Origin of the sequence: Spirillospora sp. CA-128828 (assembly GCF_050945415.1) — a bacterium.
Lineage (GTDB): Bacteria > Actinomycetota > Actinomycetes > Streptosporangiales > Streptosporangiaceae > Spirillospora.
This window is the reverse complement of record NZ_CP191986.1, coordinates 8,293,865-8,305,961: the sequence shown is the minus strand read 5'-3', so window position 1 is coordinate 8,305,961 and position 12,097 is coordinate 8,293,865. Positions and strand designations below refer to the sequence as shown.

Annotated in this window: 7 protein-coding genes; 2 read left to right on the top strand and 5 right to left on the bottom strand. The window is 70.2% G+C overall.

The features are described 5' to 3' along the window. Positions 1-18: 18 nt before the first annotated feature. From ACQPXG_RS39905 to ACQPXG_RS39890, 4 genes are all read right to left on the bottom strand, one after another. On the bottom strand, positions 19-1,248 hold the full coding sequence (locus ACQPXG_RS39905) for a PP2C family protein-serine/threonine phosphatase (protein WP_433464332.1): 1,230 nt from the start codon (positions 1,246-1,248) through the stop codon (positions 19-21). 112 nt (positions 1,249-1,360) lie between these two features. Then, complete coding sequence (locus ACQPXG_RS39900; RefSeq protein WP_433464331.1) at positions 1,361-2,344, bottom strand: hypothetical protein; 984 nt, start codon at positions 2,342-2,344, stop codon at positions 1,361-1,363. After that, positions 2,341-3,549 (bottom strand): esterase-like activity of phytase family protein, encoded by a 1,209-nt coding sequence (locus ACQPXG_RS39895; RefSeq protein ID WP_433464330.1) that lies wholly within the window; start codon positions 3,547-3,549, stop codon positions 2,341-2,343. Before ACQPXG_RS39895 ends, ACQPXG_RS39900 begins: the two co-directional genes overlap by 4 nt. 41 nt (positions 3,550-3,590) lie before the next feature. Beyond that, positions 3,591-8,177, bottom strand: a complete 4,587-nt coding sequence (locus tag ACQPXG_RS39890; protein WP_433464329.1) for a DUF4132 domain-containing protein — start codon at positions 8,175-8,177, stop codon at positions 3,591-3,593. A gap of 277 nt (positions 8,178-8,454) precedes the next feature. Here ACQPXG_RS39890 and ACQPXG_RS39885 point away from each other — a divergent pair, with 277 nt between their 5' ends. Then, on the top strand, positions 8,455-9,093 hold the full coding sequence (locus tag ACQPXG_RS39885; RefSeq protein ID WP_433464328.1) for a sugar transferase: 639 nt from the start codon (positions 8,455-8,457) through the stop codon (positions 9,091-9,093). 190 nt (positions 9,094-9,283) lie between these two features. Here ACQPXG_RS39885 and ACQPXG_RS39880 read toward each other — a convergent pair whose 3' ends face one another. Beyond that, entirely contained in the window at positions 9,284-9,775 is a 492-nt protein-coding gene (locus tag ACQPXG_RS39880) for a hypothetical protein (RefSeq protein ID WP_433464327.1), read from the bottom strand. Between the two features lie 435 nt (positions 9,776-10,210). On the opposite strand from ACQPXG_RS39880, the gene ACQPXG_RS39875 reads away from it, so the two are divergent. Further along, complete coding sequence (locus ACQPXG_RS39875; protein WP_433464326.1) at positions 10,211-12,094, top strand: WD40 repeat domain-containing serine/threonine protein kinase; 1,884 nt, start codon at positions 10,211-10,213, stop codon at positions 12,092-12,094. Positions 12,095-12,097 lie beyond the last annotated feature (3 nt).

Sequence of the window (12,097 nt, the reverse complement as noted above, 5' to 3'; positions counted from 1 at the left end):
ACCACAAAATGGCGGTGGTCACAGGCGCATGATTACCAGGGCGGTGTCGTCGGTGATGCCTGCGGGCGGTAGCAGGTCTCTCAGCAGGGCGTCGGCGAGGGCTTCGGCGTCGGCGTGCTGGTGGCGGGCGAGGGAGTCGGCCAGCGAATTCAGTCCGGTGCCGATGTCCTCACGGCGGCGTTCGATGAGTCCGTCGGTGTACAGGACCAGGGCCGATCCCTCGGTGAAGGCGATGTCGGCCTGCGGGCGGGTCAGATGCTCGGGGGCGGCCCCCAGCGGGGGGTCGGTGGCCTGGTCGAGGAAGGAAACGGTGCCTTCGGGATGAAGTAAGGCGGGCGGAAGATGTCCCGCGCTGCTGTAGGTGAGGGTGCGGGTCGTCCAGTCGATGAAGACGCTGACCGCGGTGGTGGACTCGGCGCCCTCCACCGAGCGGGCGTACAGGCCGAGGGCGTCCAGGGCTTGGGCGGGGCCGTCGGCGACGAGGGCGGCGGAGCTCAGCGCCGCGCGCAACTGGCCCATCACCGTGGCCGCGGTCAGACCGTGGCCGACGACGTCGCCGACGGCGACCGCGATACGGTCGCCGGACAGGTCGACCAGGTCGTACCAGTCGCCGCACACGTTCAGTGAGCCGATCGCGGGCCGGTAGCGCACGGCGGCGCGGTGAGGGCCGATCGCCGGGGCGGAGGGCAGCATCGCCTCCTGCAGAGCCAGGGCGACCTCACGCTCACGGGCATGCGCTCGCCGCAGTCGCTCGTTGAGCTCCTGCAGTTCCCGGGCTCGGGTGTACAGCTCGGCCTCCAGCACCTGGGCTCGGTCTCCGCCGCCGCGGGCACCGCGGGCGTGGATGAGTTCGGTGATCTCCTCCACCCGGTGCAGGAGCAGCACGACCTTCCCGTCGGGACCCAGGACGGGGGCGTTGATCGGGCTCCAGTACCGCTCCTGCCACACCCCGGGCCGCTCGGGGTCCTCCACGTCGTAGCGCTGCAACGCCATGGTGTCGCGTTCCCCGGCGGCCGTCACCCGCCGCAGCGACGCTCTCAGGTTGCGCATCCCGGTTGCGGCGGGGTCGTTGGGATTGTCGGGGAAGACGTCGAACAGGTACCGGCCCAGCAACTGCTCGCGGGTGCGGCCCGAAATTCGCAAGAACGCGTCATTGACGTCGGCGTACACCAGATCCGGTCTGAGAAGCGCCACCGCGCTCGGCAGCGCCTGGAACACCGCCTTGTAATCGATCTCGGCCCCGCTCACGCTTCCCCCCGAATGCCCCCGACGACCGGTCTCCTGCTCCTTTCCACAGTAGGCATCGCCAGGGGCCCTGCCCATCGCCGTCACCTCGGGGCGGTTCCGGAAGCCGGCCGGCCTAGATCGGTGGTGCGGGACGGCGGCCGCCCCTTGTCCACACGGTCAGGATGCCCGCCACCGCGCCGGCGAGCAGGCCGCCCGGCAGCGCGGCCACCCCGTCGGCGGGATAGGAGTCACCGGACAGTGCCAGTGCGCCTATCGCCGGGCCCATGCCCACCAGGAACGCGGCGAGTGCGGCAAAGGGATAGCCCACCGCGATGATCGCGAGGCCCAGGAACGAACGCGCGGATCGCGGCCGGGAGGTGAGCAGCAGCACGGCGACGACAAGCGGACCGCCGAGCAGCAGCGCCCAGACCACGTCGCCGTTCGCGCCCGCGAACGCCCCTGCCGTTCCCAGGACGGCGGCGAAGCCGACGGCCGCAGGAACGGCACCAGGTGGAACGTGCGGCATTGCCGACACGGCGCAGGCGATGGCCGCGAGCACGAGGAGGACTTGGGCGACGCCCGCACTGGCGGCCAACCCGGCCGGAACGAACCGGCCGACCCCGCTCATGGCATTGGACAGCAGCAGGGGCGCACACCAGGCGGCGACGATTCCGTACCCGACCAGATGCCGCTGTGGCCCGTCCGCTTTCGTGTCGCTGCGCTGAGCCGCCATCGTGGTGGCGGCGATCGCGGACGCCGCCACGAGCGCCCCGATCATGGCCGGCCACCCGGTCGCGTTCATCGCGGTGAACGTGCCATCGGCCATCAGCAACACGATCCCGGCGACGACGGCGGCATGCTTGCGGTGACCGGAGCAGCACGCGGTCAGTGCCAGCCCGCAGACGATCACGATGATCGCGGCCCAGCGGAGGTCGTGCACCCACAGACTCAACCAGCGGTCGTTCGGGATCTCCTGTGCCGCGTCGTCCACCGCCAACGCGGCGTTCTCGCCCGTCCGCGCGGCCGGGACCACGAAAGCCAGTGCCATCGCCCAGAGCACCGCCCCGGCCGCGGCCAGCACGATCCCGAACGCCGGGCGGATCCTCTGCGCCGTCATGGCCTGCTGAGGCTTTCGGTCAGGCGGACCGCGATGAATTCGTCGTCGTCGGGCCGGTTCGGCACCCGGGTCGCGTCCGATGGGAAGTTGTTGTCGTTCAGCACGCCGATGGTCCGGTCGTCCAGGACGGTGACGGCCTCGATGGTGAAGAAGGGGAACTCGAAGGTCTTGCCCGGAGTGCCGAGCTCGCGTGGGTTGGCGATGTTCAGCAGGTCGACGGCCTCGGTCTTGTCGACCCGGCCGTCCTGGTCCCGGTCGTCGAGGTCGACCTTGTAGACCTTCTTGAGAGCCGCCGCATCACCCTTGAGGTTGTCGCGTTCAATGGCGAGGAAGCGGTTCGGGCCGATGGCGGTCAGATCGGCCACGGACAGTTTGGGGGCGTCCATGTGGTACGTCCAGCGCCGTCCGGTGAAGGTGGCGCGGCGCCGGTCGAATTCGTAGATGCGCAGATCCTGCGGGGTGTCGCCGGTGACCGTTCCCTCCAGCATCGGATACAGCGTCCTGCCGTCCGGGGAGATCGCCAGATTCTCCAGCCCCTTGCTGTCGCCGATATCGGGCTCTTCGCCGGGTTGCAGGTCAGGGCTGTTCGGGGATTTCACGCCGGGTACCGGGATGGGCCTCTGCAGCAGCCGCCCGGCACGGTCGAAGTGCAGGAGGTAGGGGCCGAACTCGTCGCCGATCCAGTACGTGCCGTCCGGCGCGCGCACGATCGATTCCGGGTCGAGGTCGGCTCCGGTGAGTTTTCGGTCGGCCCTGGTGAGGGGGAAGTGAAGCAGGCCTTTCGGATCGGAAAGGGAGATGCCTCCGAGGACCCGTACCAGGCCGCGTTTGAAGTCTGGCTTGATCCGGTGGATGCGCAGCAGGAAGTCCGCGCTGTTGTTCTTCTTTCCGTATCCGTTGTCTGATATCGCGGAGAACGACCCGTCCTCGTTCTTGACGATGCCGCTGAAGCCCTGGATCGGCTGATGGGCGAAGGGCACCTTGACGCCGTTGACCGGTTCGGTGCCCAACGCGGAGCCTGAGGGCTCGGTCCCGGCGGCGTAGGTCTCTGCGGGCAACCGCGCCCAGCCCACGAGGGTCGGCCGTTCCGGCCCGATCCGCTCGTCCGAACCGCTCAGCGCCGCCACGGACGACGTGCCACCGGCACCGGCCAGAGCGGCGACGGCACAGGCGGCGACGGCTCCGACCAGGACAGAATTACGCACAGTTCCCCTTTCGCCTTGCCGCCCAGATGATCATAGGGGGATCAAACGATGGAGATCAGGAAACGCAGGTCGGACAGCGCGTTTGTCGCGGCGTTGCGTTTCAGCGCGGATTCCAGGCGTTCCAGCATCGGGTCTTCGGGGCCGGTGAGGCGTGAGGGCCGGAGCCGGATCCGGTAGCCGTCGCCATCGAGGGTCGCCGTCAGGAGGTCCCCGATGGCCAGCCTGCCGTGATCGGGAAGGTGGACGGCGAGTTCTCCGATGGCGCCTTCGAGGGCGTTCACCGAGGTGACGCCCGTGGCCATCACGACGTGGGTCTCCGGAGCGGTGTAGGCGGCGCCCAGGTCTGCGAGTCGTTCCGCGGCGACGGCCCGCGCGGGGTGGTGAGCGGGCAGGCGGTCCTCCAGCAGCTTGGCCGCCTGGCCGAACCGGCCCGGGACGAGGGCCGGACGCTCGTCGAGACGTTCGCCGAGGAGAGCCACCAGGCTGCGGGCCAAGGGGAGATCGCGCTCGTCCAAGCCGGCGGTGAGCGTGATCCACAGGTCGGCCGTGAGCTGCGTCAGCCGCGGATGGCGGCCGGACCACAGGGTGACCGCGCGCTCCAGGTCGGGGCCGGACCGCCACAGGTCCGCGGGGTCCTCCGGCATCAGCGCCTCGACGAGGTCGATGGCCTCGCCGGCGTCCGTCATCGCCTGCAGGGTGAGAGCCGCGGCCCTCAATCCGGTCTGTGTCAGGTTGTGCGCGCGTACGAGTTCGGCGTCGTCGGGGTCGGGCGAGGCGACGCGTCCCGGCGCCCAGCCGTCCGGCCATGCGGTGCTCCGCGCGGAAGGGGACAGCAGCACGATCGCCTGCGCGATGGACAGTCCCGTGGCCTCGGCGAATGCGGTGACGACGGCGTCGCGGTCCAGTGGCGGCGGCCCGTTCCGGCCGACGATGACGTATCCGCGCTTCGGCACGGCCTCTTCGGCAAGGCGCACGATCCTCTCGGACGCGGCCGCGCGCGGGGAGCGGGCCTGGACGGGCTCACGCTCGGACGCCTCGGGCCGAGGCCCTGGCACCTCGGCGGCGGTCGCCGACGGAGTGACCGGGACGGGTTCAAGGTGCGGTGGGGGAGCCAGGTCGAGCCGCCGGGCCAGTGCGAACGCGCGTTCACGGCATTCGATCGCGGTCCAGACGATGGAGGTCACGCAGGTCCGGAGCATCTCGTCGTTGATCTCGGGAAGGAGCGCGCGCAGCCGCGCCTTCAGTTCGTTGAAGCGGTTATACCTCTCAATCAGGTCGGAACCGGGGGCCATCAGTTCCATCATCCGAGGGGTGAACGAGGTGTCCGCGAGGCCCAGCAGCCGTCGCGCGGTCGCGTCGTCCACGCCTCGCAGGGTGCGGGACCCCTCCGGATCACGAGGAGTCATCGCGCTCCACCATCCCGGTGGCGGCACCCAGCCGGACTTGGCCGCGAAGCGATGGAAGTGGATCCGGAAACCGTCGGCTCCGTTGTGTTCGGGCACCCACCCGGAACCGCGCAGATATCGGCCGATCGTCCGGCCCGTGGAGTCGCGCAGTTCGATCAGACGTCCCTCGCCACGCCACACGGTGGCGTCCGACTCGGCGTAGGGAAAGCGCACCGGCTCCCCGTCGACGGGCCGCACGGAAGGGGCGTTGGGGTGGGTGCCGCCGTGCGGGCAGTGCGGGCCGTTGTGATCGACCACGGTGACCCGCCCGTCCACGACGATCAGGCAGCGGTCGTAGAGTTCGCGTGCTTCGGCCTTCTTGTGGACGCTCTCCCGGTCGTCGTACGTGCCGAAGCCGTGGCCGGGGCCGACTCCTCCGGGCGTCACGGCCGAGGCCCGGAAGGCGTGGCGCCACAGCCGGCCCGCCTCGATGACGAGGAGGTCTGCTCCGCTTTCCTCCATGTAGTTATGGACCGTGTTGGTCTCGTACCGGGAGAGGACTTCGAGGTCGAGTTCGCCGAGGACGCCGCCGCGAAGCGTCGTCGCCAGAGCCCGCACTGGATCGGCCTCGGCGAGGATGGCACGGACGGCCTCCGCGGAACCTCCGGGGACGCCGGCGACGGTGAACCGTTCGACGTCGCACAGCGCCGCGTGTACGTCCGGCAGCCCGTGGCCCGGGACCCTCTTGGCGTGCTCGGCGAGGATGTTTTCAACGATTTCCCGGGTGCCCGGCGCGTTGACCAGGGCCTTCACGACGGAGGGGCGGGTCTGCAGTTCGTGGGCGGGCGGGCCGAGCCCGAGCGGGGCCGAGAGGTTTCCGATCACCGCGTCGCGGAGCAGCGGACCCCAGGCCGGGTCGGCGGCGGTGGCGGCAAGGTCGGGACGCTCGGCGGTATCGAGCCAGGAGTGCAGCTTGAAGGTGTGGAGGTAGCGCGGCGGGGCGAGGGGGACCCCCAGTCCGAGCGCGAGTTCGAGCAGCGGGAAGTCGTAGTCGGTGTGCTCTTCCTGCACCTTCCCGTCGTAGAAGTACATGTAGTTGTCGTCCGGCCCCAGCAGCGCGATGTGGTCGCCGCAGGTCAGCCCCTCGGCGGTGAGCCGCTTCCCGGCGTCTCGCAGCAGGTCGTCCAGGCCGGAGACCGGCAGGGCGAGACCGGCGTAGAGGCTCATGAAGCGCCCCACCCATTGCCGCACCCGCGCGCCGCTCATCTCGACGTCGGACGTGAACGGCGCGCGCGCACCGGCCCCGTCGAGGTTGGCGACGAGTACCGACACGGCGGCGGCCTTCGCCTCGGGGGTGTCTTCCGCAGGCTCGGGCAGCAACCCGGCCAGGGAACGCCGGACAGCGGCGTCCTGTCCCGCCATCCGGAACAGCAGCGGGCGGACGAACTTCCAGATCGCGGCCGGAGCCGTGCGCAGGCAACCATGGTCGAGCAACGCCCGGACGGCGCGTTCGTCGGCGGCCCGGTCCTCGGCGGCGGGTCGCTCACCGGGCTTCCACCCGGCGGCACGTGCGGCGCCGGCCCAGCCGGCGGCCAGGATCAGCGCGTCGCCCTCGCCTGCCTCGCACCATTCGGTGAGCAACCGGCGTTGCCGGCGGCAGGCCTCGTCGGGCGAGTGCCGCTCGGCGAGGCGCGCGGCATGGTGCTTGAGGGATTTCGGCCCGACGGCGCCGGAACCCGCGGTGACGTACGCGTCCACCAGCCGGGCCTCGTCGACCGGCAGGGAATGCTCGGACTCGGCGGCCCTGGCCTTCTCGAAGTACGCGGCCGCGTAAGCCGTGCTCCCCGCGGCGGCCATGATGCGCGCGCACTCGTCGAAGTACAAGGGGAGCAGGCCGGGGGAGTCGGTGGCGAGACCGCCGGCGGGCTCGTTCAGGGCTTTCCGTGCCAGTCCCGGCTTGCCCGTCGCGGTCTTGCGGGCGGCGTGCAGCACCTGATGCAGCGCCACGATGCGGACATGCTGGGCCGGGTACGAGTGCAGGGCCATCGCGAGGAACCCCAGCGGGCCCGCACGAACCGCACCGACATCGCCGTCTCCCGCGGCGACCAGGCCGGGCAATGCCATCGAGGCCCGTTCGGCCGGCACCGCCGCGCGGCGCACCAGCGACACCACCGGCTCGTTCAACGCCGGATGGGTGAAGCGCGCCGCGACGAGGACGTCTTCGTCCGCCGACGCGGGCGCACCGGGGAGCGCGGCGCCGGCCCGGAGCAGGACCTCGCGGGACGGCGGCCGGTGGCGGGTGTCCGGGGCGGTGCCCGGTTCGCCGCGAAGACGGTCGCAGTAATCCGCGTACACGTCGGCGACGCCGAGCACCTCGCCTTCCTCGTCCTCCACGGTCCGCCCCGCGAACAGTGACATCAGAATGCGCGTCGCCTCCGACCAGGCGATGTCGCCGATCTCCCGGCCGCCGTTCGCGAAGGTCAGGGTCCCGAGATAGGCGGGGCTCATGGGTCCGCTGTACTTCACCTCCAGTTCGATGCCGATCGGCTCGGGGTCGTGCACGGTGAACCGCGCGACGTCGCCGCGGACGCGTCCGCCGGACCCGATGACGCGGCGCTCAAAGGCGGCGCCGCTCTCGTACCGGGCCTCGGTGAACCAGAACGCGTCGATGACGTCGATCGTCCGGTCCATCCCGTTCGGGCGTGACCATCGTTCCCGGTGGAGCTGCTCGACGGCCTGGTCGTGGTCGAGAGCGGCGCCGCGCCGAAGCCGATCGACCAGGTCGTCTCCGAGCAGGATGGGGTGGGGAATGGCGAACGTGTCGGCGCCCGACCACAGGACGTCCCCGTCGACCGGTGCGAGCCGAACGCCCTTCGCGCCGTCCAGCCCGAGCAGCACTCCGGCGCACTCCAGGTCCGGCGTGCCGCCGTGGACGGGGGCGACGATCAGGCCGGTGAGCGCATGCCGCCAGGCCGGGTCCTCCCAAACCGCGTGCAGTACCTCTACTGGGACGGGCAGTGAGCGCAGCATCCAGGCCTCGACCTGTTCGCGCACGGCCCGGCCGCGCTCGGCGAGCCGTTCGCAGAGCTCCATCAGGCTCGCCACACCGGGGTCCTGCTTCACCTTGGCCGGGACCTTGGCCAGCTCCTTGCCTCCCGCCCGCCGGCACACGACGACCGGTTTCTCCGCACCCTCACCTCGAACCGCGACCTCGTAACCGCCCGCGACGCCGATCCAGCGCATCCCGTCCACCCCTCTCGCTCTGCGCGGTAGGACACGATCTTGGACCGTCCCCCCGACATACCGGGCCGTTTCGAAGATGATCACCCCCGCTCGTCAGGGAGATGCGGCCGACCGGATCGCGTGCTCCGGCACGGTGGCCCTCCGGTGCGCTCCGGACACGGTATGTGGCGAAGGAGGGGGCACCGAGGACAGGTCGGTGCCCACAAACAAGATGAATGAGACACATCTGCATATCGTGCAGGAAAGGCTCCAGGCGATCCGTGGCGTGATCTTGGATATGCCCGGAGCGCGGAAGACAGGTCCTGACTGGGTTCTCAGTGACGAGAAGCGGCGGCTGGATCTGCTGATCGCTACAGCGCTGCTGCCGGTGTACGTGCCTGCGATCGCCGTCGGAGCATCGGTGATGTTCCTCGGGGATGGCAAGGCGCCGTTCTTCTGGCAGGAGCGGATCGGCATGAACCACGTGCCGTTCAAGGAACTCAGGATCCGGACCATGCGGGACACCCGGGACCGGGACGCGAGCCGCGGCTCCGCCGACCCCCGGGCGCCCCGCCGCGGACAAGTCCTGCGCAAGGGCACCGTCGACCAGTTCACCGAACTGTGGAGCGTGTACCGCAAGCGCATGGCGATCACCAACCCGCGTCCCCTGCTGCCGTACTGCAGGGGCCTCATGAGGGACGCCCTGACCGCCTCGGAGTACAAGGAGTGGGACTGGGCGTCCACGCTCGGCAGGCCCGGAATGTACAGCACGTTCGGGAACGAGAGCATCGGGTTGGACGCGGACACCCCGCAGTTCCTTCGTCGACGGCGCGTGTGCGACGTCGAGGATGTGGTCTGCGCGTGCCTGGAGCGGGACATGAAGATCCTGGGTGACACGGCGAAGATCGGCTGGTCCTTTGTCCGCCCGGCTTCGTAGCTCACCCGGACCCAAACGAAGAGGGCGCGGCGGCCAGCCGCGTCCTCTTTCTTGCTATGCCGAACCGGGGCGAATCCGTGGTCGGGGGGGCCAATTGCCTTTACGAACGAAATCCGTTCCTCCGCTCCCGGCCGGGAGCGGAGGAACGGACCGGGTCAGTCCTCGTCCGACCTGAGGAGGCCGGACAGGGTCAGTCCTCGTCCGACCAGAGGCCGGCGAAGTACTGGAGCGCGTCGGCAGGGCTCTTGCCGTCGCGCAGCTCGGGGCCGAAGAGGCTGGGGTAGACCCCCTGCCCCGCGGCCTGCATCACCTGGTCGTGACTGGCGTACTGAAGCGCCAGCCCGTACCAGGACACCTCGTCCGCCCCGCAGGTCTCGACGATCTCCTTGACCTGAGCGTGGGTGGCGTGAACTCGCGCGCTGCCGTAGTCGCCGGGGAAGACGCCCAGGGACTTGGCCTCACGGATTTCCTCGGTGGTGGCGCGAATGTCGAGGAAGCCTTTCACGTAGTCGAACACCGAGCACGTTCGGAATTCGTCGTTGAACCGGACCTGCACCAGGTGGTGCAGCTCCCACAGCTGCATTCCCCGGGCGATCGCCCGGGCCATCATCTCCGAGCTGACCCCCGGCGGGGGCGTCTCGACGGAGAACTCCGGACGTGCGGGGGCCATGCTTGCGGTCATGGGTCACTCCCGTGATCACGACGCGCAAGGACCAGGTAGTGATGCCCGGCCCTTGTCGCGTCTGCGAACAGAACGCGAACAAGTGCCGGGCGGCTCTTGTTCGGTGTGCTATCAACCACCGTCCCGAGTTCGTGGACGTTGGCTACACTCCTTTCGGCGCAAGCCCCTCCTTGCAGCGGCGGAGTAGTGACCCGTCGGCAGGGGCACGCGGAACGGCGGGAAGACCTTCCGTGTTGAAACTCCCGGGAAGGTCGACCCGCCGTTTCGCGTCCCGGGACGGGCCTCCCGATCACTTCCGCGCCGGCCGTTCAGCGTTCCGGCGGTGTGCGGGTGTCCGCGGTGCCGATGTGCTCGGGGGTCGCCTGGCAGACATATTTGTCTGTTTGTGATGCGGGGCCGCGCCCTTTGAATGATCTTGGGCGGTAGGTTGCCCGTGTGGGAGAGGGGCCGGGGGAGGTGCTGGCCGGGCGGTACCGCATTCTCGGGACGCTCGGACGCGGCGGTATGGGCGTCGTCTGGCGGGCCTGGGACGCCGGCCTTGAGCAAGAGGTCGCGTTGAAGGAACTGCGCCTCCCCGAGCAGATCGGGGAGGACGAGCGGCATGTGCTGTACGCCCGGATGGAGCGGGAGGCGCGCGCCGCGGCACGGCTGACCCATCCCGGCGTCGTCCGGGTGCACGAGCGGGTGGCCGGTGAGGACGGCCGGCCGTGGATCGTGATGGAACTGATCCGGGGCGGCTCGCTGGCCGATCTGCTTCGCGGGCGGGGGCGGCTGCCGGTGAAAGAGGTCGCCGCGATAGGTCTGCAGATGGTGGACGCCCTGTCCGCCGCGCATGACCAGGGCATCGTGCACCGCGATGTGAAGCCCGCCAATGTGCTGCTGGAGGGTGAGCGCGCGGTGCTCACCGACTTCGGCATCGCCGCGCTGGAGGGCGACGCGACGCTCACCAACACCGGGACGATCCTCGGTACCCCGGCGTTCATGGCGCCCGAGCAGGTGCGTGGGCGGCCCGCCACACCGCGGTCGGATCTGTGGTCGCTCGGCGCCACCCTGTTCGCGGCCGTCGAAGGGGGACCGCCGTTCACGGGGCCCAACCATGGGTCCATCTACCTCGCCATCGCCACGGAGCAGCACGCGCCGTTCGTGCACGCCGGCCCACTCGGTGAGGTGCTGGCGGGTCTGCTGCGCAAGGATCCCGGCGCGCGGCTGACGGCCGGCGCCGTCCGGGGGATGCTTGAGGCGATCGTCGCTCCACTGGACTTGACCCTCCCGGAGACACGGCCGCCGCTTCCGAAGCCGCCGCGTGCGAGGAGTGCGCTCGTCGCGGTGACGGCGGCGCTCGTCGTGGGCGCGGGAGCCGTCGCGGGCGTCTGGGCGTTGCAGCCGTCGGGCGGCGAGCGTCCGGGCGCCGCCCCTACGTCGGCCGCGCCCCGTCCGACCGTCATCGAGGGCTCTGACGAGATCTGGGGCCTGGCGTTCAGCCCGGACGGCAAGACCCTGGCGAGAGTCGGGGAGGACGGCGCCCTCGAACTCTGGGACGTGGCGACCGGCAAGAAGACCGCCACTCTCGCGCAGTCCAGCAAGTCCAAGCACGAGGTGGAGTTCAGCCCGGACGGCAAGACGATCGCCGCGGACGACGGGGACAACGGCATCGGGCTCTGGGACGTCGCTTCAGGGCGTGCCATCGCGACCTTCGACGATCCCGACGGTGCCGGTGCCTGGTCGCTGGCCTTCGGCCCGGACGGCCGGACCCTGGCCATCGGGGTGTCGACGTTCCTGGGCGAGGAGAACGCCAAGAACATGATCCGCTTGTGGGATGTGAGCGGCCATGGCCTCACCGCCACGCTCTCCGGCCTGAAGCAGGTGCCTGGGACCGTGGCGTTCAGCCCGGACGGTAGGACGCTGGCGTGCGACGACGACAAGGACGTCCGGCTGTGGGACGTCGGCACCCGCCGGAGCACAGCTCTCCTCAAGGGGCAGGACAAGTCGCTCTTCTCGGTGGCCTTCAGCCCCGATGGCAAGACCCTGGCCGCCGGCGGCAAAAACGAGACCAGGCTCTGGGACGTGGCTGACCGCCGCCCGAGGAAGAAGATCGCCACTGGAGCCCACCAGGTGGCGTTCAGCCCGGACGGCAGGTTCCTGGCCTCCCGCATGGAGACCGATGGTGCCGTCCGGCTCTGGGACGCCGGCACCGGAGAAGCGGCAGGAAGCTTCACCGGAAACGCGGGCGGTGTCTCCGCCATGGCGTTCAGCCCGGCGGGCGGGCTCCTTGCCAGCGGCGACTTTCAGGGAACCGTCCGGTTCTGGAAACTCCCCTGAGGA